This is a genomic window from Sandarakinorhabdus glacialis (assembly GCF_014643455.1).
In the GTDB taxonomy this organism is placed as follows: Bacteria; Pseudomonadota; Alphaproteobacteria; order Sphingomonadales; family Sphingomonadaceae; genus Sandarakinorhabdus; species Sandarakinorhabdus glacialis.
The window spans coordinates 66,409-88,818 of the sequence record NZ_BMJM01000006.1 but is presented as its reverse complement, the minus strand read 5'-3'; the positions used below and the strand labels follow the sequence as shown (position 1 = coordinate 88,818).

At 66.6% G+C, this 22,410-nt stretch carries 19 protein-coding genes and 1 pseudogene; 9 read left to right on the top strand and 11 right to left on the bottom strand.

The annotated features are described in order from the left end of the window. Positions 1-27 precede the first annotated feature (27 nt). The 6 genes from IEW98_RS09945 (at position 28) to IEW98_RS09920 (ending at position 7,559) form a co-directional block, all read left to right on the top strand. Entirely contained in the window at positions 28-525 is a 498-nt protein-coding gene (locus IEW98_RS09945; RefSeq protein ID WP_188762792.1) for a DUF1440 domain-containing protein, read from the top strand. 45 nt (positions 526-570) lie between these two features. Further along, positions 571-2,064 (top strand): exodeoxyribonuclease VII large subunit, encoded by a 1,494-nt coding sequence (xseA, locus tag IEW98_RS09940; RefSeq protein ID WP_243450680.1) that lies wholly within the window; start codon positions 571-573, stop codon positions 2,062-2,064. Beyond that, entirely contained in the window at positions 2,061-2,279 is a 219-nt protein-coding gene (locus IEW98_RS09935) for a DUF2093 domain-containing protein (protein WP_207792549.1), read from the top strand. Before xseA ends, IEW98_RS09935 begins: the two co-directional genes overlap by 4 nt. Next, complete coding sequence (locus tag IEW98_RS09930) at positions 2,276-3,088, top strand: M23 family metallopeptidase (protein ID WP_243450679.1); 813 nt, start codon at positions 2,276-2,278, stop codon at positions 3,086-3,088. Before IEW98_RS09935 ends, IEW98_RS09930 begins: the two co-directional genes overlap by 4 nt. Next, positions 3,078-4,259 carry an aspartyl/asparaginyl beta-hydroxylase domain-containing protein gene (locus IEW98_RS09925; protein ID WP_188762791.1) on the top strand — a complete coding sequence of 394 codons (1,182 nt, stop codon included), beginning with the start codon at positions 3,078-3,080 and terminating at the stop codon, positions 4,257-4,259. The genes IEW98_RS09930 and IEW98_RS09925 overlap by 11 nt, the downstream gene beginning before the upstream one ends. A 273-nt stretch (positions 4,260-4,532) precedes the next feature. Next, on the top strand, positions 4,533-7,559 hold the full coding sequence (locus IEW98_RS09920) for a TonB-dependent receptor domain-containing protein (RefSeq protein WP_243450678.1): 3,027 nt from the start codon (positions 4,533-4,535) through the stop codon (positions 7,557-7,559). A 246-nt stretch (positions 7,560-7,805) separates the two neighbouring features. On the opposite strand, the gene IEW98_RS09915 is transcribed toward IEW98_RS09920, so the two are convergent. After that, on the bottom strand, positions 7,806-8,822 hold the full coding sequence (locus IEW98_RS09915) for a hypothetical protein (RefSeq protein WP_188762790.1): 1,017 nt from the start codon (positions 8,820-8,822) through the stop codon (positions 7,806-7,808). Positions 8,823-8,928: 106 nt separating this feature from the next. On the opposite strand from IEW98_RS09915, the gene IEW98_RS09910 reads away from it, so the two are divergent. Then, entirely contained in the window at positions 8,929-9,195 is a 267-nt protein-coding gene (locus tag IEW98_RS09910; RefSeq protein ID WP_188762789.1) for a hypothetical protein, read from the top strand. 3 nt (positions 9,196-9,198) lie between these two features. On the opposite strand, the gene clpB is transcribed toward IEW98_RS09910, so the two are convergent. Together clpB and IEW98_RS09900 are read right to left on the bottom strand one after the other, a co-directional pair. Continuing rightward, complete coding sequence (gene clpB / locus IEW98_RS09905; RefSeq protein WP_188762788.1) at positions 9,199-11,775, bottom strand: ATP-dependent chaperone ClpB; 2,577 nt, start codon at positions 11,773-11,775, stop codon at positions 9,199-9,201. Between the two features lie 55 nt (positions 11,776-11,830). After that, positions 11,831-12,262, bottom strand: a complete 432-nt coding sequence (locus tag IEW98_RS09900) for a hypothetical protein (protein WP_188762787.1) — start codon at positions 12,260-12,262, stop codon at positions 11,831-11,833. Between the two features lie 63 nt (positions 12,263-12,325). Here IEW98_RS09900 and IEW98_RS09895 point away from each other — a divergent pair, with 63 nt between their 5' ends. Continuing rightward, positions 12,326-13,465 carry a PQQ-dependent sugar dehydrogenase gene (locus tag IEW98_RS09895; protein ID WP_243450677.1) on the top strand — a complete coding sequence of 380 codons (1,140 nt, stop codon included), beginning with the start codon at positions 12,326-12,328 and terminating at the stop codon, positions 13,463-13,465. 75 nt (positions 13,466-13,540) lie between these two features. On the opposite strand, the gene IEW98_RS09890 is transcribed toward IEW98_RS09895, so the two are convergent. The 4 genes from IEW98_RS09890 to IEW98_RS09875 form a co-directional block, all read right to left on the bottom strand. After that, complete coding sequence (locus IEW98_RS09890; RefSeq protein ID WP_188762785.1) at positions 13,541-14,482, bottom strand: aspartyl protease family protein; 942 nt, start codon at positions 14,480-14,482, stop codon at positions 13,541-13,543. A gap of 76 nt (positions 14,483-14,558) precedes the next feature. After that, the gene (locus IEW98_RS09885) at positions 14,559-16,016 is read right to left on the bottom strand and encodes a glycosyltransferase (protein WP_188762784.1); all 1,458 of its coding nucleotides are present in this window, start codon (positions 16,014-16,016) and stop codon (positions 14,559-14,561) included. Positions 16,017-16,146: 130 nt separating this feature from the next. Beyond that, the gene (locus IEW98_RS09880; RefSeq protein ID WP_188762783.1) at positions 16,147-17,079 is read right to left on the bottom strand and encodes a hydroxymethylglutaryl-CoA lyase; all 933 of its coding nucleotides are present in this window, start codon (positions 17,077-17,079) and stop codon (positions 16,147-16,149) included. Between the two features lie 87 nt (positions 17,080-17,166). Continuing rightward, positions 17,167-17,340, bottom strand: coding sequence for a DUF1328 family protein (locus tag IEW98_RS09875; RefSeq protein ID WP_188762782.1), 174 nt, complete (start codon positions 17,338-17,340; stop codon positions 17,167-17,169). A gap of 1,513 nt (positions 17,341-18,853) precedes the next feature. Between IEW98_RS09875 and IEW98_RS16930 the strand changes: the two are divergent. Next, positions 18,854-18,958 (top strand): annotated as a pseudogene (locus tag IEW98_RS16930) (PEPxxWA-CTERM sorting domain-containing protein); the annotation flags it as partial. Here IEW98_RS16930 and IEW98_RS09865 read toward each other — a convergent pair. The 4 genes from IEW98_RS09865 to IEW98_RS09850 are packed head-to-tail and all read right to left on the bottom strand — an operon-like array spanning position 18,955 to position 22,410. Beyond that, positions 18,955-19,812, bottom strand: a complete 858-nt coding sequence (locus IEW98_RS09865) for an alpha/beta hydrolase (protein ID WP_188762781.1) — start codon at positions 19,810-19,812, stop codon at positions 18,955-18,957. The pseudogene IEW98_RS16930 and the gene IEW98_RS09865 overlap by 4 nt on opposite strands. 50 nt (positions 19,813-19,862) lie before the next feature. After that, positions 19,863-21,128 (bottom strand): nitroreductase family protein, encoded by a 1,266-nt coding sequence (locus IEW98_RS09860; RefSeq protein ID WP_188762780.1) that lies wholly within the window; start codon positions 21,126-21,128, stop codon positions 19,863-19,865. After that, a complete protein-coding gene (locus tag IEW98_RS09855; RefSeq protein WP_188762779.1) occupies positions 21,125-22,048 on the bottom strand; it encodes a sterol desaturase family protein in 924 nt (307 codons plus the stop codon). The genes IEW98_RS09860 and IEW98_RS09855 overlap by 4 nt, the downstream gene beginning before the upstream one ends. Further along, a complete protein-coding gene (locus IEW98_RS09850; protein ID WP_188762778.1) occupies positions 22,045-22,410 on the bottom strand; it encodes a hypothetical protein in 366 nt (121 codons plus the stop codon). Before IEW98_RS09850 ends, IEW98_RS09855 begins: the two co-directional genes overlap by 4 nt.

Below are 22,410 nucleotides of genomic sequence, written 5' to 3'. Positions count from 1 at the left end.
TGCGCGGGCAGCGATAGTTGAGCAGGGATGAACCCCATGCCCCTGCCCCACCGCCGTTTTGCCGCCACCGACGACCTTCGGGGTCTTGCGGCGGGCGCGATCGCCGGCCTTTTCGCGTCGGCGGCGATGAGTGTTTTCCAGGCGATGGTGTCCGACCTCCTGCCCAAGTCCGACGATCCGCCCGCAACCGAGATCGCCGCCGACAAGACCGCAGAGGCGGTGACCGGATCGCCCGTTCCCGAGAACAGCAAGGCGGTTGCCGGGGAAGCGGTGCACTACGCCTTCGGCATGGGGCTCGGCGCGCTGTACGGCATGGTGGCGGAACGCGAACGGGTGGTGACCTTCGGCGGCGGCAGTGCCTTTGGCATCGTGACCGCGCTCGGCATGGACGATGTTGTCGTCCCCGCGCTGGACCTCGCCCCATCGCCCGCCGAAACGCCCCCGGCACTCCATGTCTACGCCATCGTCTCGCACCTCGTGTTCGGTTTCACCACCGAGGCCGTGCGGCGCCTGCTCCGGGGCTGACGCTAAGGCCTTCACGCGCGGGCGGACTGGGCTTATGTCTGCACCGTGAGCGATATCGAAGTCCTGGACGCCCCCGTCGGCAACACCCCCGAATATTCGGTCAGCGAGATCGCAGGCGCGCTCAAGCGCACCGTCGAGACCGCTTTCGGGCAAGTCCGCGTCCGCGGCGAATTGTCGGGGTTCAAGCGCCACGTCTCGGGCCATTGCTACGGCGCCATCAAGGATGAACGCGCCGTCATCGACCTCGTCATGTTCAAGGCCAGCGCCGCAACGCTCGGCTTTCGCCCAGAAGACGGCCTCGAGGTCATCGTCACCGGCAAGCTGACGACCTTCCCCGGCCGCTCCAAATACCAGATCATCGTCGAGCGTATGGAGCCCGCCGGCGTCGGCGCGCTGCTGGCGCAGATCGAAGCCCGCCGCCTCAAGCTCGCCGCCGAGGGCCTGTTCGACGCGGCGCGCAAGAAACCATTGCCGAGCATCCCGCGCGTCATCGGCGTCATCACCTCGCCGACCGGCGCCGTCATCCGCGACATCCTCCACCGCCTCGCCGACCGCTTTCCGCGCCACGTCCTTGTCTGGCCGGTCGCCGTCCAGGGCGACGCCGCCGCCGGCCAGGTCGCGGCCGCCGTCCGCGGCTTCAACGCCATCGCGCCCGGCGGCCGTATCCCCCGCCCCGACCTCCTTATCGTCGCCCGCGGCGGCGGCTCGATCGAGGACCTCGCCGCCTTCAACGAGGAAATCGTCGTCCGCGCCGTCGCCGAAAGCCTGATCCCGGTGATCAGCGCCGTCGGCCACGAGACCGACACCACGCTGGTCGATTTCGCGTCGGACTGGCGCGCCCCGACCCCCACCGCCGCCGCCGAGCGCGCCGTGCCGGTCCTTGCCGAACTCAAGGCCGCGCTCGCCATGCAGGCCGCCCGCCTCGACCGTGCCGCCGCGCGCGCCCTCGTCCAGCGCCGCGACCGCACGCAATCCGTCGCCGGCCGCCTGCCCCAGGCCCGCACATTATTGGCCCTTCCCAGCCAGCGCGCCGACGAACTCTTCGACCGCCTGCCCCGCGGCCTGCGCGCCAGCGCCGGCTTCTGGCGCGGCCGGGCCGAGCGCGCCGGTGCTGCCCTCCGCCCCGCCCTCATCGCCGGCCGCCGCGACCGCGCCGCCGCCGCCCTCACCGCGGCAAGCGCCGGCCTCGACCGCGGAGCCCGCGGCGTTGCAATCCGCGACCGCGCCCAGCTCGAGCGCCGCAGCGCGCGGCTGCGCCTGTTCCTCGTCACCAACGCGACCGCCAAGGCACAGGCCCGCCTTGCCGCCGCCGCCCGCCTGCTCGGCTCGCTCGGCCCCGACCAGGTCCTCGCCCGCGGCTATGCGCTGGTCATCGCGCCGGGCGGCAAGCTCGTCCCCAGTGCCGCCGCCGCCAAGTCCGAATCGCGCCTGACGATCCGCTTCGCCGACGGCGACATGCCCGTCGCCACCGGCGCGGCGCCACCAACCGCGCCAAGGACGCCGCCCGCCGGCGCCACCGCGCAAGGGAGACTGTTATGATGCTCGACACACTGGGACGCCCTGCCCGCCTGCGCTACCTCTCCGGCTCCTACCATGTGCTGGCGCCGGGCGAGTTCGTCACCTGCGCCGTGACCGGCAAGCGCATCGCCCTGCCGGCGCTGCGCTACTGGAGCCACGAGCTGCAGGAACCCTATGCCGATGCGGCGGCGGCCACGGCGCGCTACCAGGAAATGAAGGAAAAGGGCCGCCTGTGAGGCTGGTCGCAGGGCTGTTGGCGGTCGCCCTGATTGCCGCCGCCCCGGAAGACGGCCTGAAAATCGAAGGCACCCCGGAACAGGGCGGCGTCATGCGCGGGACCGTGCCCGCCGGCACGACGTTGCTCACCCTCGATGGCAAGCCGGTCAAGACCAGCCTTGGCGGCCGTTTCCTCATCGGCTTCGGCCGCGACGCCGAGCCCAAGGCATTGCTGGTGTGGACGAAAGGCGGCCAGCCCGTCACCCGCGTCATCGACGTCGCGCCGCGCCAATGGCGGATCCAGTCGCTGCCGACGTTGCCGCCGCGCCCTGTGCCCGATGCCGAATTCGAAGCCCGCCGCCCCGCCGAGATCGCCAGGATCGCCGCCGCCCGCGCCGACATCGGCGACAGCATGGCGTGGGACGGCCGCTTCCGGAAACCCGCCAAGGGACCGATATCGGGTGTCTATGGCTCGCAACGCATCTTCTCCGGCACCCCCGCCGCGCCGCATTCGGGCCTCGACATCGCCGCCGGCGCGGGCGCCCCGGTGCTCGCTCCCGCCGCCGGCATCGTGCGCCTCGCCGATGGTCCCTTCACGCTCGAGGGCAATCTGGTCATGATCGACCACGGCTTCGGGCTGGTCTCGGCGTTCCTCCACCTGTCGCGGATCGACGTCGTGCCGGGCGCGCTTGTCGAACGGGGCCAGCAGATCGGCACCGTCGGCCGCACCGGGCGTGCAACAGGCCCGCACCTGCACTGGGGCGTGACCTGGACCGACGTCCGCGTCGATCCCGCGCGACTCATCGATGGAGGCAGCAATGACCGATGACCCAGCCGCGCTGAATGCCGCCGGGCTGCGCGCGCTCGGCCAGGGCGATGCACCGACAGCAGCCGCGCTGTTAACGCGCGCCGTTGCCGCCGACCCGGATTCGCCGCTGCTCTGGTACAATCTCGCCAACGCGCATGGCGCGGCGAGGGATACCGCCGCGCAGGGCCGGGCGCTCGACAGCGCGCTCGATCTGGCACCCTATTTCGATCATGCGCTGCTCGGCAAGGCGCGGTTGCTCGAGGACGCTGGCGAGCCTGTCGCAGCGCTCGAACATTACCAGCGGCTGCTGGCGGCGGTCGATCCCGCCGCGCCGCATGGGCCGGGTTTTGCCGCCGGCCTCGCCCATGCGCGGGCCTTTGTCGCCAAGGCCGAAGCGCAGGTCTCGGCCCGGCTCGACACGGCGCTGGCCCCTGCCCTGCAATCGCTGCCGGCCGAGGACAGCGAGCGCTTCCGCCACTTCGTCGACGTCGCGCTCGGCCGGCGGCGGGTCTTCCAGCAAGCGCCGCTGGTTCTCCACTATCCCTATCTGCCCGCCGAACAGTTCGTGCCGCGCGCGCATTTCCCCTGGCTCGCCGAGCTCGAGGCCGCGACCCCCGTCATCCGCGCCGAACTCCAGGCGCTGATGGCCGGGGCAAACAACGGCTTTGCTCCCTATGTGGCCTATGCCCCGGGCACGCCGGTCAACCAATGGGCGGCGCTTAACCATAATGATGCCTGGGCGGCGCAGTTCCTCATCCAGCACGGCATCCCGCAGGACGCGGTGCGTGCGCATTGCCCGCAAACCGCCGCCCTGCTCGACCGGTTGCCGCTGTTCGACCTGGAGACACGCGGCCCGGTGGCGTTCTTTTCGCTGTTGAAACCGCGCACCCATATCCCGCCGCACACCGGTGCCACCAACATCCGGACGATCATCCACCTGCCGCTGATCGTGCCCGACGGCTGCAGCTTCCGCGTCGGCAACGAGACGCGGCCCTGGATCGAAGGCGAGGCATTCGCCTTCGACGATACCATCGAGCACGAAGCCTGGAACAATTCCGACACGCTGCGCGCGGTGCTGATCATCGACACCTGGAATCCGCACCTGACACTTTCGGAGCGCGAGCTGGTCCGCGACTATGTCGCGACAATCGCGGCGTCGGGACAGGCTCTCGAGGATTTCGGCGCCGGCTGATCGAGGTCGAAAACTTTACACAATCTTAATTACAGAGTCGCCGGACGGTCATCATCCTGTTGCCGCAGCGCAACACTGTTTTTCCTAATCGCCTCGCGACAAGGCGGCGGCTTTACACGCGGACGCGCTTTGGGGAGAAGGCAGCACAGGCCATAAGGGCTGGAGCGGTGCGCTGCTGTGGGGCAGGGTCCATCGTCGCGAAGGGGGCCATCAATCTTGATGGCGACACAACGTGGTGATCATCGCGCAACATTTTAGGTAAAGGATTTGCCTGTGATCTCTGCGAAATCTTCGCTCAACCGAGCAGCACTGAAGGGCGGCGTCGCAACGTTCGTCATCGCCATTCTCGCCATTCCTGGCGCCGCACTGGCCCAGGCCGTGCCGACGCCGGAAACCGTCGCCACGACGACTGACGAAGGCACGATCGTCGTCACCGGCTCGCTGATCCGCAACCCGAACCTGATTTCGGCTGCTCCGGTCACCGTGACCACCGCCGACACCATCCAGCTGCGCGCTTCGAACGTCGCCGAAGAAGTCCTTCGCGACATCCCGGGCGTCGTTCCTTCGATCGGTTCGGCCGTCAACAACGGCAACGGCGGCGCCTCGTTCGTCGATCTTCGCGGTATCGGTTCGACCCGCAACATCGTCCTTCTCGACGGCAACCGCATCGCACCTGCCGGCATCGCCGGCCGCGTCGATCTCAACAACATCCCGCTGGCTCTCGTCGAGCGCGTTGACGCCCTGACCGGCGCCGCCGTGACGACCTATGGTGCCGATGCCATCTCCGGCGTCGTCAACTTCGTCACCAAGCAGGACTTCTCGGGTGTCGATCTTCAGCTCGGCACCGGCCTGACCGAAGCCGGCGATGGCGCAACCTATCGCGCCGATCTGACCGTCGGTGGCAACTTCGACGAAGGCCGCGGCAACGCCGTCCTGTCGGTCGGCTACCAGAAGGCCGATCCTGTCTATCAGGGCGCCCGCGACTTCTCGATCTTCGGCCGTAGCACCTATACTGGCGCTCCAAGCGGTTCGGGAACGGCTATTCCGTCGCGTTTCACCGGCCTTCGTCCGATCGACCCCGTCACCGGTTTGCCAAGCACCAACCCTGCGGTTGCCAACGGCAACCTTCAGCTTGACCCCGCCACGGGCACGGCGCGCGGGCTGTACGCGCCGTTCAACTTCAACCCTTACAACATCTTCCAGACGCCATTCGAACGTTTCAACATCTATGGCGCCGCCAAGTACGACGTTTCGGACTCGCTGCAATTCTATACCCGCGGCCTGTTCTCGAAGAACAACGTCAAGACCATCATTGCGCCATCGGGCGCATTCGGCACCCCGGTAACGATCAACCTCAACAACCCGTTCCTGCCAGCCGGCCTGCGCAACCAGTTCTGCGCTGCCAACGTCGGTGCTGCCGGCACTTACCAGGCGCGCTTCACGCCTGCTCAGTGCGCTGCAGCCGCGGTTGCCACGGGACCAACGGATCCAAACTATCGCACGGTCGATACGGCTCTGGCCCGTCGCACCACCGAAGTCGGTCCGCGGATCAGCGACTATTCGACCACGTTGTTCGATTATCGTGCCGGCCTGAAGGGCAAGGTCACCGACTCCGTCGATTGGGATCTGTCCGGTTCTTACGGTGAAAGCGAGAACCGCCAGACCCTTCAGGGTTATGTGCTGGCCTCGAAGGTTCGCAACACGCTTCTGGTCAACGGCACCGCCGCTAACCCGGTCTGCCAGACCGCCGACAAGACCTGCGTTCCGATCAACTACTTCGGCCCAGCGGGTTCGATCAGCCAGGCCGGCGCAGCCTATATCAACGGCGAGAGCACGACGACCGTCAAGACGTCGCTCGCCCAGGTGCGTGGTATCGTTTCGGGTGATGTGGGCGTCGCCATTCCCGGCGCTACCGATGCCATCGGCTTCGCCATCGGCGGCGAATATCGCAAGTACAAGGCACAGCAGCGTTCCGATTCGCTTGCCAAGACGGCTGGCGAACTTGGCGGTGCCGGCGGCGCAGCTCCGGACATCACCGGCGGCTATGAAGTCAAGGAAGTCTATGGCGAGCTTATCGTTCCGCTCATCCAGGACAAGCCATTCTTCGAAAACCTGACCCTGGAAGGCGGCGCGCGCTACTCCGACTACAAGGTCGATGCACCGACCGAGCCTGCCTACAACACCTTCACCTGGAAGGCCGGCGGTACCTGGGAAATGGTTCAGGGTCTCAAGCTTCGCGGTAACTATAGCCGCGCTGTTCGCGCTCCGAACATCGGCGAACTGTTTTCGCCGCAGAACACCGGCCTGACCAACCTGTCGAACGATCCTTGCGCCGGCGCCGCCCCAGTGGCGAACGCCAACCTGCGTGCGGTCTGCCTTGCACAGGGTGCGCCAAGCACTTCGATCGGCGGCATCCTGAACCCGACCGCGGGCCAGGCAAACGCCACGGCTGGTGGCAACCTCGAACTGCAGCCGGAAACGGCCAACACCTGGACTGTCGGCGCTGTGTTCCAGCCAACCTTCGCTCCTGGCCTGGCATTGACGGTCGATTACTACAACATCACCGTCAAGGACGCGGTGTCGAACCCGCTTCCTGGTGATGCTGTTGCCGCCTGCTTTGGTAACCTGTCAGCAGCCAGCGCTGCGAGCCCTGCTTGCCTTGCCATCCGGCGCAATCCGGCAACTGGTGGTCTCGACGGCGATCCTTCGACGACACCGGGCCTGTTCCTGGCTTCGTCGAACCTCGGCCGCATCGAAACCGACGGTATCGACGTGACTTTGAACTATTCGAACGATATCGGCTTCGCCAAGCTGGGCATTACGGGTAACTTCAACTACACGTTCCACTCGATGTTCAATGCCGATGTAACGGCAGCAGGCGGCGGCGTGAGCCGTGAGTGCGTTGGCTTCTACTCGGTCAACTGCTCATTTACCGGCTCGCTGCAGCCCAAGTGGCAGTCGTCGCTGCGCACAACGCTTGGCTTCAACGACTTTGACATCTCGCTGTTGTGGCGTCACATCGACGGTCTCGAGCAGGAGCCCCTTGATGTCGTCGAGCAGGGTTCGTATCTGCCGGCATACTCGAAGATCAAGGCGTACGATTACTTCGATCTGAGCGGCCGCGTCAGCGTCATGGAGAACCTCTCGCTGGTTCTCACCGTGACCAACCTGCTCAACAAGCAGCCTCCGGTCGTGGGTTCGAACGCCGGTTCGACGACCTTCAACAGCGGCAACACCTATCCGTCGACCTACGACGCGCTGGGCCGCCGTTACGCAATGCAGGTGAACCTCAAGTTCTAGTCTGCAAGACATCGAAAGCGACTGAAGGGGCGGGTCGAAAGACCCGCCCTTTTCTTTGCCTGTCGTCACCTGTCCTACACGCCCCGTTTCCGCTACGGCGGCGATATGCGTCTGGCAGCCAGATCACACAGCGACACCCGGCCGGATCGCTGCGTTCGCGCGCCGGAAATGCGCTTCACACGAAAACGTGCGAAAGCGGAAAATGTGGAACATGTTAACACATGTGACAGCGGTCGCGAGCAGGCCTTAGAGCAGCGGTGCCGGCAAGACCATTGGAATCCCCACGGATTTCGCCACCGCGTCCGACCAGGCCACGACCTTCTCGATCTCGTCATGGTGCGCGGTCACCGACTGCTCGACCTCGGCATCGCGCGTCTCGCTGCTGAAATCATTGCCGAACTTGCTGTGCCGGGTGAATGCCGGGCCCGCGATGACAGCCTGGACGTCGACATCGAGCCCGTAAAACGCCGCCAGCGCCGCCATCGACCTTGCCGGGTTCGCCATCAGCGTTGCAGAGTCGATCGTCCGGATCCGGCCCGGAAAATGCCCGATCATCTTGAGGAACAACGCATGTTGCGCCAACCAGCCGATCGCCGCCGCCTGCAAATCGGTTTGTCCGATATAATCCTGCGCCGAATAGCCAAAGCCATGCAGCCCCTCGGCCAATTGCTTGACCAGCAGCTCGCGTGCCCACAAGCGCCCGGTCATGCCCTTCTTGGCGATCGAGCCCAGGTACGTCCGCAGCGGACAATGCAGCAGCAACGCCCGGGCTTCGGGACGCATCGACAACATTCCCGGCGCCAGCCCGTTGACGACGTTCGAAGGCTTGATGACCACTGCCTCGCCGCTGGCAAATGGCCGCGACAGCAGCGCCAGTCCGTCATCGAGCACCGGCGCGATCTGTGCCGCGGTGCCGCCCCGGTGCTGCCAGCCGATGATGTCGTTGAGCAGCACGGGCTCCTTCAACCCCATCGAAACGCCATCTATATCGAAGGCCCGCGCCAGCACCGTCGAACAACAGAACGCCGAATGAAAGATGAAATGCAGAGGTGCCTGATCGTATGGCACCGTCTCGATATCGCTGCGCCGGATCGCCGTCGGCGCGGCGGCACCCAGATACTCGTCGGTCAGGAACGTCGCGCTGCGGTGCTGATCGCGGGAGAGCGGCCTGAACTGAAACGCATCATGGCCCGGATCATAGCGATGCGGATACCAGAGGGGATCGCGCACGATGGCGCCGATATTGGCTATGGCTTGCGTCATCCCACCATTTGGCCAGCGCTCCCCCATCCCGCAACCCTATTCGCACTTGCAGCAGGTTTGGCTTGGTCTATCTTTGCGATCATTACACCCATGACAGGAGAGCGACGTGCGATCGATCAGCATCATTGCGGCAGCGGTTGCTTTCTGGACGATAGCCGCGGCACCCGTCGCAGTCGTCGAAACCGCCGCCGCGGTGGCGCCCGCCGACCGGATGCAGGAAACAATCTGCCGCCGCGACAAGGAAACCGGCAGCTTGGTGAAGTCTAGGAAAACCTGCCACACTCGGGCGCAATGGGCCTATATCGACGACACCAACCAAGCGTTCAGTCGCGACCTGGTCGACACGACACGGACCAAGCCCGGCGGCAACTGACCCCTATTGCGGGGTCAGCGCCAGCTTGCCATCGCCTTCGTCGACATGAATCGTGCTGCCGTCTGAGACCTTGCCAGCCAGGATCAGGTCGGCCAGCGGATCCTGCAGATGCTTCTGGACGGTGCGCTTCAATGGCCGGGCACCATAGACCGGGTCATAGCCGACCCGCGCCAGCCAGCGCCGCGCCGCGTCGGTCAGGTCGAGCGTCACCTTGCGATCCTTGAGCAGGTCCTGGACCCGCGCCACCTGAAGGTCGACGATCGGCGCCATCGCGCTTTCACCAAGCCGTTGGAACAGCACGATTTCGTCCAGGCGATTGAGGAACTCGGGCCGGAAGTGACCGCGAACCACTTCCATCACCTGCGCCTCGGCATCGGCCACCTGCTGGTCGTCGCGTAGCGCGGCGATATACTGGCTGCCGAGGTTCGACGTCAGGATGATGATCGTGTTGGTAAAATCGACCGTCCGCCCCTGCCCGTCGGTCAGCCGGCCGTCATCAAGCACCTGGAGCAGGATGTTGAAGACATCGCCGTGCGCCTTCTCGACCTCGTCGAACAGCACGACCTGGTAGGGCCGCCGCCGGACGGCTTCGGTCAATATCCCGCCCTCCTCATAGCCGACATAGCCCGGAGGCGCCCCGATCAGCCGGGCAACCGCGTGCTTTTCCATATATTCCGACATGTCGATGCGGACCATCGCGCGCGGATCGTCGAACAGGAAATTGGCGAGCGACTTGGTCAATTCGGTCTTGCCGACTCCCGTCGGCCCGAGGAACAGGAAGCTGCCGAGCGGGCGATTGGGGTCCTGCAACCCGGCGCGCGAGCGGCGGACCGCCGATGATACGGCGTGCACGGCGGCGGCCTGGCCGATGACCTGTGCCGACAAAAGGTCTTCCATCTTCAACAGCTTGTCGCGCTCACCCTCAAGCATGCGGTCGACAGGAATGCCGGTCCAGCGCGACACGACGGCGGCGATATCGTCGCCGGTGACTTCCTCGCGGGTCATGGCATTGGCGGTGGCGATCTCGGCCTCGGCAAGCTGGCGCTCGAGGTCGGGGATGCGGCCATAGGTCAGTTCGCCGGCCTTGGCATAGTCGCCGCCGCGCTGCGCCTGCTCGACTTCGAGGCGCGCGGCGTCAAGCTGCTCCTTGATCTTGGTCGCGGCGTCGAGCTTGTCCTTTTCCGCCTGCCACCGCATCGTCAGGGCGCGCGATTGTTCGTCAAGGTCCGACAGTTCGGTCTGGAGCGCGACCAGCCGATCCTTCGAAGCCGTATCGGATTCGCGTTGCAGCGCGCCTTCCTCGATCTTCAGCTGGACGATCCGGCGGTCGAGGTTCTCGATTTCCTCGGGCTTGGATTCGACTTCCATACGCAACCGCGAGGCGGCCTCGTCCATCAGGTCGATCGCCTTGTCGGGCAGGAAACGATCGGAAATGTAGCGACTCGAGAGGGTTGCCGCAGCGACGATGGCGCCGTCCGTGATGCGGACGCCGTGGTGAAGTTCGTATTTCTCCTTGAGCCCGCGCAGGATCGAGATGGTGTCCTCGACGGTCGGTTCGCCAACCAAGACCGGCTGGAAGCGCCGTTCGAGTGCAGCGTCCTTTTCGACATATTTGCGATATTCGTTGAGCGTCGTCGCGCCGATGCAGTGGAGTTCACCGCGGGCGAGCGCCGGCTTCAACAGGTTCGAGGCGTCCATCGAGCCTTCGGAGGCCCCTGCCCCGACCAATGTGTGCATCTCGTCGATGAACAGCACGACGTCCGATCCTTCGGCGCGGACTTCGTCGAGCACGCCCTTGAGGCGTTCCTCGAATTCGCCGCGGTATTTTGCGCCGGCGATCAGCGCGCCCATGTCCAGTGACATCAGGCGCTTGTCCTTCAAGCCATCGGGAACGTCGCCGTTGGCGATGCGCAGCGCCAGGCCTTCGACGACGGCGGTCTTGCCGACGCCGGGTTCGCCGATGAGGACCGGGTTGTTCTTGGTGCGGCGCGCCAGGACCTGGATGGTGCGGCGGATTTCTTCGTCTCGGCCGATGACCGGATCGAGCTTGCCGTCGCGCGCCGCCTGGGTGAGATCGCGGGCGTATTTGTTCAGCGCGTCGAAGTTCGCCTCGGCGCCGGCGCTGTCGGCGCTGCGGCCCTTGCGGACAGATTCGATCGCCGTGTTAAGGGCTTGCGCGGTTACGCCGGCGGCGGCGAGCGCCTTTCCGGCGGCTGTGGTGGTCGCCAGCGTCAGTGCAACCAGCAGGCGTTCGACAGTCACGAAGCTGTCCTTGGCCTTGGTGGCGATCTGTTCGGCGCTGTCGATGACGCGGACGGTGTCGCTGTCCCAGCTGAGCTGCTGGGCACCTGCGCCGGAGACCTGTGCGATCCTGGCGAGGGCCTGATCGGTCTGCTGTATCGCGGTTTCGGGGCGGCCGCCGGCGGCGCGTATGAGGTTGGAGGCCATGCCTTCCTCATCCTCGAGGAGCGCCTTGAGGACGTGTTCGGGGGCGACACGCTGGTGGTTGTTGCGGATGGCGACGGTTTGCGCCGATTGCAGGAAACCCTTGGCGCGGTCGGTGAATTTTTCGATGTTCATTGGTGATTGCCTCCAGTCCCGGCGGATATGGTGTGGCTTTGGAGCAACACAAGTATCAGCGGCGCTTGGTGATCACAAACACCCATCCGCCGAGTGCGCCGGCGAGACAAAGCATAATGAAACCAAGCGGCTCGCGGGCGCTGGCAATCGGTGTGATCTGCATCCTGAGATACATCAGGGCCAATGTGACGCCGACCGCGACGCCGCCGGCGAGCGGAAATGCGACCCAGCGCGGCAAATTCAGGTAGCGATTGAGGACCGCCGCGACGATAAAACCGACGGCCAGCGCTGTGCCTAGAACGACGAAAAGTGCGGGCGCGAGGCCGGCGAAATCGGCGGCCGCGGTGCGCAGGCCGAGACCGGCGGAAATGTCGATGCCGAGGTTGCTGAGCCCGCGCTGGATGGTCCAGCTATGGACGAGACTGGCGGCGATTACGGTGACGACGACGGCGGCAAGCCAGCGCAGGATTGTGTTGAGCCAGCGCATAGACCATTCCTTTATCCGATTGCCGCCAGCCTAGCAGGTCCGGGGCAAAACGGGAGAAATACAGTGGTTCGGCGGATCGTGGCGGGTTTGGTGGCGGTTGTTTGCGGGAATGTTCTCGCCTCGGGAGCGGGTGCGGCGGGTGTTTCGCCGGTACGTGCCGGGGCGGAGCCGCAGATCACGACGGTTGCGACCGGTCTCGACCACCCGTGGAGCGTCGCTTTCCTGCCCGACGGGCGGGTTTTGGTGACCGAGCGTGCCGGCCGCTTGCGGGTGATCGCGGCCAAGGCGCCGGCCGGCCAGAAGCCGGGGTCGATCAGCGGCGTGCCGGCGGTTTTTGCCGAAAGCCAGGGCGGGCTGTTCGATGTCGTGCTTCATCCCCGGTTCGCCGAAAACGGACTTTTGTATCTGAGCTATGCCGCCGGCACGCCCAAGGCCAATTTTACCCGGATCATGCGGGCCAAGCTGGTCGGCAATGTGCTGACCCAGAAGAAGGTGATTTTCCAGGTCGGGCCGGCGAAGAACACGCCGGTGCATTATGGCGGGCGAATGGCGTTCCTGGGTGATGGCACGCTGGCTATGACGGTCGGCGATGGCTTCGATTTCCGCGAGCAGGCGCAGAACCTCGGGTCGGGGCTGGGCAAGATCGTGCGAATCAACGACGACGGCTCGATCCCGGCCAATAACCCTTTTGTCGGCCGCAAGGGGGCGCAGGCGAGCATCTGGTCCTATGGCCACCGCAACGAGCAGGGGCTCGCCTTCGATGCGGTGAGTGGACGCCTGTACGAGCATGAACATGGCCCGCAGGGCGGCGACGAGATCAATGTTGTCGTGCGCGGCGGCAATTATGGCTGGCCGGTGGCGACGCGCGGCGTCGATTATTCCGGCGCGACGATTTCGCCGTTCAAGACCTACAAGGGCATGATCGACGCCATCAAGGTCTGGGTGCCGTCGATCGCGCCGTCGGGGCTGGCGGTGTACCGCGGCGCGATGTTCCCCGAATGGAACGGCGACCTGCTGGTGGGCGCGCTGGTCGACCAGGATGTGCGGCGGGTCGATCTCGATGCGGCGGGCAAGGTCGTCGGGCAGGCGTCGGTGTTTCCGGGAATCAAGGCGCGGATTCGGGATGTGCGGGTGGCGCCGGACGGGGCGGTTTGGGTTACGACCGATGACGAGGATGGGGTGGTGTTTCGGGTTGGTCGGTGATTATTTGGGGAGGGGAGACACCCCCACCCGGGCCGCGCAAGGGCGCGTCTCTCGCCTCCCCCCTTGAGGGGGAGGTTATTTCAGGACGAACCTGACTTTGCGGTTGCGGAAGTCGAGCGAGACGCGGCGGAAGTTTTCGAGCAGGTCGGTGCCGAGCAATAACGCCGGCTGCTTGTCGAGGCCGAACAGCGCGAACGGCGGTGCGTCGGTGAAGGCGACGGGGACGTTGCGCATGATGACGCCGCCGATGCGGAGTTCGGGCAGGTAAAGCAGCCGGGCGACGACGATCTCGCCGGTGACGCTGACCATCTCGACGGTGCGCGCCTCCCCCAGCCGGCGGCCGCGCGACAGGCGCTTGAGCATCGGGGAGTTGCCGATGGTGAGTTCGGAGCCGGTATCGATGACGGCGTAGCTGCGGTCGCCGTCGACGTTGACCTGGGTCAGGATGAGCTGGCCCTTGCGGCGGCGCGCGGTGACGACGATCTCGCCGGGTTCGGAATAGACCGGCTGGCGCGAATCCTGGATGGTCACCCGCTTGTTCTGGAAATCGAGCATCATGCGCTGATCGGCGAGCGCATCGATGCCGATGATGCCGCGGGCGCCCATATCGCGTTCCGAAAGGACCGGCGCGGTGATGGTTTCGATGACGCTGCTGCCCAGCGTCATGGTTTCGATGAGCACGGTGCGGGCGGTGCTGGTGCCGGCCATTGAGCGCAGGATGACGGGGTCTTCCGCCGGCAGCCCAAGTTGGGCGGCGAGCAGCGCGCCGATGACCGAACGATCGGCGCCGCTGTCGACGAGGAAGCGGAACGGGCCTTTGCCGTTGACCTGGACATCGAGGAACATCCGGCTGCGCAGCGAATCGACCGCCAGGCTTTCGCCGGTGATCTCGAGGCTTTCGTCGATGCTGGCCGGCGGGATTGTCGGGACCTGTTCGGATGGCACCGAAGCTGGCGAAGGCGGGGATGATTGCGCAACCGCCATCAAACCGGCTGCGAGGAGGGCGAGCAATGTCATTGCGGCTGGTTTGCGCCAGGGCCAGTGGCGCGGCAAGATCGAAACGATGCTGCAGCGCGGCGCGATCGCGGTGCCGTCAGACCGGCAGTTGCGCCGCCGCCCGTAGCCTTGGCGCCGGCCGGTGCAGCATCCGCCCGGTGGCCAAGGCAGCGGGAAGTGTCAGGGCGACGGCGACCAGCGCGAGGGCGGGCAGCGGCGCACCCTGGGCGGTATAGAGGAATGCCATCGTCGCTGCCCAAAGGCCGCAAGCCAGCAGCGAGGCGGGGACGGCGGCGGAAGCAGTCTCGTGCTTCGGCGTGCGGCGGAAACGCAGGCGCTGGCCCCACACGGCGGGCAGCCAGGCCAGGCTGGCGGGGATGAGCATGGCGAATTTGACGATGGCGGCGCGCGGATCGCGGCCGAGCCGGCGCAGCTGGGCCTGCTGGACGAACAGCGCGGCGATTTCGGCGAGGACGCTCGAAGCGGCGAAAGCGATGACCCGCGACCAGATCGGCGAGGCGCCATCGGTGATGTTTGCCGCGAGGCCGAAGGTCAGCGCGGCGAGCGGGATGGCGATGAAGGCCGGCCAGGCGAGGAGTTGCGCCGCGATGGCGATGGCAGCGCCCGCACCCACATGACCCCGCCCCCAGCGCGGCACCGTGCCGATCAGCGCCTGGATATTGCCGGCGGCCCAGCGATCGCGTTGCATGATGAGCCCGGTCAGGTCGCGCGGCAGCTGGCCATGCCCGGCGGTTTCGTCGACGAAAACCCCGCGCGCGCCGGCACCGCGCAGGCGCAGGCCAAGCTCGGCATCTTCGGTCAGGTGCGCCGTTGGCCAGCCGCCGATCCTGTGCAGCCATTCGGCGGCGACGAGCGACAGCGTGCCGGTGAGCAGGATGCCGCCGCGGTCGCTGGCGGGGCGGGCGACGGCGGTGAAATAATCGCCGAGTTCGTCGGCGACGGGTGCCGCAGCCGGGGCGAACCAGTAGCGCTGGGGAAATTGCACGTAATCGGCGCGGTGGTGGTGCGCGGCGGCGACGGCACGGGCGAGAAAGCCGGGAAGCACGTTATAATCGGCATCGACGACGGCGATGTAGCGCGCCGCCGGGTGCATCATCGCGGCGGCGATGTTGAGCGCCCCGGCCTTGGCGCCGGTCACGCCATCGCGGTGGACGAAGCGGAAGCGCGGGCCGAGGGCGGCGCAGTGGCGCTCGACGGGCAGCCAGCTTTCGCGGTCGGGGGTGTTGTTGTCGATGACGATGACCTCGAACGCCGGATAGTCGAGGCGCGCCAAGGCATCGAGGGTGGCGATGACCATCGCGGCGGGTTCGTCGTGGACCGGCAGGTGGACCGAGACCATCGGGGTCGGGCCGAACTCTGATGCGGGTTCGGCGCGGGCGGTTGGGGCGGGCATGGCGCCGGCGGGCGCAGCGGGCAAAAAGCGAAGGGCGATGGCGATTGCGGCGATGACGGCGTTTGCAGTCAGGAGCGCGAGCATCAGCCAGCCGATGGCGTCGGCGGTCAGGATTAATGCCGCGACCTGGCTGCCGGTCATTGCTTGTTCGTCCCCCGGGGGGGTTGTGGGGGATGGCGGGGGTTTTGCAACTTTAATCGGTTGGGGCGACACCCCCACCCGCTCGCCGAAGGGCGAGTCGCCTCCCCCCATCGAGGGGGAGGACAAAGGCTCAGGCTACGCGTTCGCCGTTGATGATGAAGTCGCCGGCCTTGCCGACGCGGCTGGGTAGCGGGCGGCCCATGATGGCGGCGAACCAGTGGTTGGCGGCGACGGCGGCGTCGATGTCGAGGCCTGTCGACAGCCCCGAGCGGCCGAACAGGTAAAGCAGTTCCTCTGTGCCGACGTTGCCGGCGGCGCCGGGAGCGAACGGGCAGCCGCCAAGGCCGCCGAGCGCGCTGTCGAAGGTCCGGCAGCCGGCCTGGTAACCGGCCCAGGCGTTGGCGGGGGCGAGGCCGCGGGTGTCGTGGAGGTGGAGGCGGACGGGGACGCCGGCGATCTTTTCGATGACCGCGCCGGTCAGGTCGCCGACCTGGTTCGGCACGCCGACGCCGATGGTGTCGGCCAGCGCGATCTCCTGCGCGCCGGCATCGGCCATGCGCGCGGCGAGTTCGACAACGTGCGCCGGGTCGACATGGCCCTCGTAGGGGCAGCCGAAGGCGGCGGAGATGGTGACCTGCGCGAACAGCCCGGCGGCTTTCGCCTTGGCGAGCATCAGGGTGTTGGCGGCGATGCCTTCGGCGACGGTCTGGCCCTGGTTGATGATGCCGAAACCATCGGTGGCGACGAGGACGCAGCCGGCTTCGTCGAGGCTCCGCCCGGGTGCATCGCGGCTGGCGATGGCGCGGTCGACGCCGCGTTCGTTGAGGCAAAGCCCGATGAAGCGCACGCCGGGGGCGTCGGGGAGGCCGGCGACGACGGCCTCGGCGTCGGCCATCTGCGGGACGCGGCGCGGATTGACGAAGCTGGCGACCTCGATCCGGGTCGCACCCATGCCGATCAGGCGATCGATCAGCGCCAGCTTGTCGGCGGTCTCGACAAAGCCCTTCTCGTTCTGGAGGCCATCACGCGGGCTGACTTCGACGATCTGGAGGGTGTTTTGCATATGCCGAGTATAATCCGCGCCGACAGGTTTTGACAGTCGTCGATGTCTCGACAGTGGCAGGGTGTGCGCCCTGCCACTGTCAACCGTTCAGGTGATCTTGCGATACACCGTGACGCCGAGCACCAGCAGCACGACCGCGATGATGACGACGACCCAAAACAGCAATTTGGCGATGCCCATGGCGGCACCCGCGAGGCCGCCGAAACCGAGCGCGCCGAGGATGAGCGCGGCGACGAAGAAGATGATGGCCCATTTGATCATGACATGAATCCTGTCGGCGAGGCGCCGGAGCGCTGGTTGGGCGGCGCGTATCAAACGGCAAGGCCGCGCGTGCGTGGCAGGTGAACCGATGGCGGCGACGAAAGTTCCCGTTCGCCTTGTCGCCCTGATCGGGGCGTTTGTCGCAAATAGCCAGAAACGCCATTGGTGATCACGCATAACCACTTGCCAGATGCTGGCGCAGCCCGCACCACGTTCAATATTCACAAATCAAATAAACAACATCCGGCATACGGAGAAATTTTAATACTTTGTTATTAACAGCCCGTCCAAATGTGGACGGGTGTTTTTGCTGTTTTGCAGATATTGATTCTGTCGAGGGGACCACATGTCAAATCGTTATAATGTTATTTTCGCGGGGGCTGTTCTTTTGGCCTCCGTACCGGCGTCTGCGGCAACGCATTCAGCGACCAGTGCGACCTTGAAATCGGTTTTTGCCAAGGTGAGGTCCGGCGACACCATCGTGCTGCGCGGGCAATTCAGCGCCCAGCAGTTGCGCAATCGGAGCTTTACCAGTGCAGTAACGATCAATGCCAGCGCGGCGACGTTCAACGGCAAGCTGACCATCAGCGACGTCGACAATCTGCGGGTTGTCGGCGGCACGTTCGGGTCGGCGACGGCGACCTGGCAGGTCGGCGGATCGGCAAGCGTGCTGGGGGGCAGCAACGTCAGCTTCATCAACCCGACCGTTATCGGCAATGGGGCCGGCCGGGCGCGGGGATTGGGGTTTCGCGGCGTCAACGGCGCTTCGGTCGAGAACGGCAGCTTCAGCGGGCTGCGGATGGGCGTCGGCATGAATACGGTGACCAACGGCAGGCTGTACAACAACAGCGTAACCGGCTCGACCAGCGACGGCTTCAACATCGCCGGCAGCCATGGAGTTACCGCCAGCCAGAACGTCTGCCGGGCCACCAACATGTCGGCGGGCTCGCACCCCGATTGCATCCAGCTGTGGAGCCTTGCGGGCAACCCCCTGCAGTCGGACATCAGCCTCGTCGACAACCAGGCCTATGGCCACACGCAGGGCTTTACCTCGTTCGACCCGCTGAACCGCGGTGGCGGCATCCGGATCGAGATGTCGCGCAATAGGGTCGAAACGACGATGCCGCAGGGCGTCGCCTGCTACCGCTGCGTCGACAGCATCTTTACCGACAATTTGATGATTACCGCGCCGGGCGCCAATCACATGACCCGGATGAACATCATCGGTGGCAGCAACAATATCATCCGGGGCAATACCCAGGGCGCCCGCCCAAATTCGACGCCGGATGATTTGCTGGCGATGACCTCGATGTCGACGTTCGATTCAGCGGTGTCGCTCGTGGCAGCGGCGTCGTTCGATACGATGTCGGCGTTCGAGCTGGCCGAGTACGAAGATTTCCTCGCCTTCGAGGATGGCTGGGACTTCACCGGCGATTTTGCCGACAAGTCGTACGAGACGGCGGATTATGTCGGGCTCGAGCAGGCCAAGCTGGGGCTGGGGCTGGCGCTGGCGGCGGTTCCCGAGCCGGGCGTCTGGGCGCAGTTGATCGCCGGCTTCGGCCTCGTTGGCGCGGCGACGCGGCGGCGGCGGCGGCTGCAGACGATGGCGGCGGCCTAAAGTTCGCGGTGGAAGAAGCCGGTTGCGTCGGCAAGGACGGGGGCCTTGCCGCGGAACGGCTTCGATACCGCGAGGATGATGCCGATATGGCCGATGCCGGGGTATAGCTTGACCGCCCCGGGTCGGCCCAGCGCTGCGGCGAGGGCCGTAGCGTTGCGGGGCCTCACGGTGGTGTCGTCGCTGCCGGAGAGCAGCAGGACGGGGGGCGCGTCCTTGCGCGCGGAATTGACTGGTTGCGTAACGCGGGGGTCGGGCTCGCGGCCGAAGGCGGCCTGTGCGGCGCCGCCGGGTTCGAACGGGGCGAAGTCGTAAGGCCCCGCCAAGCCAACGGCGGCTTTTATCGCGTCGGGGGCTCCGGCGGCGATGAGCCAGCGGCGATCGAGCGCCAGCATGAGGGCGATATAGGCACCGGCGCTGTGGCCGATGACGCCGATGCGGGCGGGGTCGCCTTGATATCGGGCAATGTATTCGGACGTCCAGGCGACGGCGGCGGCACCGTCCTCGATGAAGGCGGGATAGCGGACTTGCGGTACGAGGCGGTAGTCGGGGACGACGACGATGAAGCCGCGCGCGGCGAGGGCCTTGGCGGCAAAGGCATAGTCCTGGCGGCGGCCCGAGCTCCAGCTGCCGCCGTAGAAGAACACCAGGACGGGGGCGGCCTTGGCGTTGTCGGGGGCGTAGATGTCGAGTTTCTGGCGCGGGTCGGGGCCGAAGGCGATATCGGCGCCGACCTGGCGGACGCCGCCGTCGCCGGGGGTGATGGCGTTGACGGTGTTGAGCGTGCCGAGCGACGAACAGCCGGCGAGTGCCGCGAGGACGCCGATTGTGATCAGCCAGCGCCGGGTGGGGACCATTTGGGATGCTCTGTCTGGGGGAAGGTGCGGGAGATACGAATGAGGCGGGGCTATGGCTGCTGCCCGGCCTTCAGCTTGCGCGCCATCGCGGCGTCCTGTGCGCTGGTCTCGGTACGCGATCGCTCGATTTCGAAGTCCTCGCGCGCCGATTGGCCAATGACCTGCGAGACCGGGCGGCGTGGGCTGGGCAGCGCGGGTGTTGCGGGATGGCCGATGCGGAAAGCGAAGGTGGGGCGCCAGAGCGGGTCCTCGAGGATCGCGTTGGCGGCGGTCGCGAAGCGCGGCGGGCGGCCGAGCTGGCGGTCGCGGTCGATCATCTCGGGGAGCTGGTTGAGCGGTTGCGCGGCGAGACCGAGGGCGATCGCGGTCAGATGGAGGCGCTGCCAGGCGGCGCCGGCGAGGATGGCGGTGCGGCGGTCGTGGGGGTCGCCCGCAACGATCAGCCCGAAAAGCGAGGCGGTCGGCAGCGCGGTTTCGCGGGTGGCTTCGATCCAGTAGCGGCCCTCCGTCGCCGGTGAGGAGTCGAGGAGGATGGCGCCCATCGTGGCGGTGAATGGCGACAGGCCCGCGGTGGGAATGCCGAGGCCGTCCTTGTATCTGTCGCGGTCACGGCGACTGTGACGGAACCAGGCGTGGCTGGCGGCCATCATCTCGGTGTCGGCGGCGATGGCCTGGGTCGAGGCGATGGTCAGTTCGGCAAAGCGTTTGCCGGCGGGCGAGGCCGGGTCGATCAGCGCGATGCGGAGCAGCGGCGTGCCGGCGGCGGAGCGCAGCGCGATCTGCTGCGCGGCGGTGGTGGGGCCGCCCTGGTAGGCGCCGCGGTCGGTGTGGCGGCGGCCGATCATCGGCAGCAGCGGGTGCGGGCGCGGCGTGCCGCCTTCGGGGCCGAGCTCGATGCGCGCGACATGGCCGGGGTCGCCGGGATCGGGGAGCAGGCGGACGACGGCGCCGGGGTCGATTGCGGTCGAGGCGAGGCCCATGTTGTGGATGGCGGCGCCGAGGCCGGCGAGGCGCTCGCGGCCGAACGGGTCCATCGCGCCGAGATTACGGCCGGGGACTTCGAAAATGTCGACACCGTAGCGACTGACGCCGAAGATCCATGGCTGGGTGTTGTGCGGGCTGGCGGCGAGGATGCCGGCCGAGACCAGCGACAGCGCGCCGTCGTAGCGGCGGCTGTTCCAGTCGTCCCAGGCCTTGAGGCCGGGCTGGGCGCGGTCGAATATGAGCCCCTGGTCGATGGCGCGGGGGAGCGTCGCTGCGGCGAGGACCGCGCCCGTTCCGCCACCGATGCGCAGCGCCGTGCGGCGATTTATCACTCGGCGGGAACCTGCGTTGTCGATGGGGAATGCGGCGCGTGCGCGGGAGGGTTGGCGGCTTCCCAGCGGGCGCGGAGCGTGTCGGCGGTGGTGCCTTGTGCCCAGCCCGGCGAGCCGGCGATGGCCATCCAGCGGTGGCGCCAGTCGGGGGCATGGATGACGTCGCGGCCGATGGCGACCCATTCGTGGAAGGCGACCCATAATGGATTGAAGGTCGAGAGATTGCGGACGATGCCGTAGCGCGCCGGCTCGTCGTCGCGCTCGCCTTCATAGGTGCCGAACAAGCGGTCCCAGACGATGAAGACGCCGCCGAAATTGCGATCGAGATAGCGGGCGTTGGTGCCGTGGTGGACGCGGTGGTGCGACGGGGTGTTGAGCACCCATTCGAGGCCGAGCGGCAGGCGGCGAACCATCTCGGTGTGGATGAAGAATTGATAGACGAGGTTGAGCCCGGCGCAGAACAGGATCATTTTGGGCGGGAAGCCGATGAGGAACAGCGGCAGGCGGAAGACGAAGCCGAGCGAAATCTGCCCGGTCCAGGTCTGCCGGAGGGCGGTGGACAAATTGTAGTGCTGCGAGCTGTGGTGGATGACGTGGCTCGCCCAGAACCAGCGGATGCGGTGCGCGGTGCGGTGAAACCAGTAATAGGTGAAATCTTCGCCGATGAAGGCGAGCACCAGCGCCCACCAGGTGACGGGAATGTCGAACAGCCGGACGGAATGAACTGCAATGCCGACGCCGACGAGGGCGGTGCCGAACAAAATCGCGGCAAAGGTGTTGCCGATGCCCATCGCCAGCGAGGTCGCGGTGTCCCGCCAGTCGTAATCGCCGCGGGCGCCGGCGCGGATCGCGAACATTTCGAGGATGATGGCGATGATGAACGCCGGGATGGCGATCTGGACGGGATCGGGGAAGGTCATAGCCGGGCTGCCCAGCTTGCCGCGGCGGGGCCGAGATCGAGGTCGGCGGCGGGGAACATCGCTTCGGCGGGCTGGAGGCGCAGGCGACCGTCCTTCACCGTCGCGGCAGCGCCGTTGACGACGCGGACGACCCAGCGATCACCGAACGGGCGGACCAGCGCGACCCGGCCATCGGCGGCGGCGACGAGCGCGCCGCGGCGGTCGCTGGCGAGCGCGGTGTCTTCGCCGGTGAAATCATGGAGCGCGTCGGCGACGATGCGCCGGGCCTCGGCCGCGTCGGCGATCACCGGCATCTTGGTGAAGCCGAGCGCGCGCGCCAGGAACACCAGCGTGACGATGCCGAACAGCGAGGTCCAGACCAT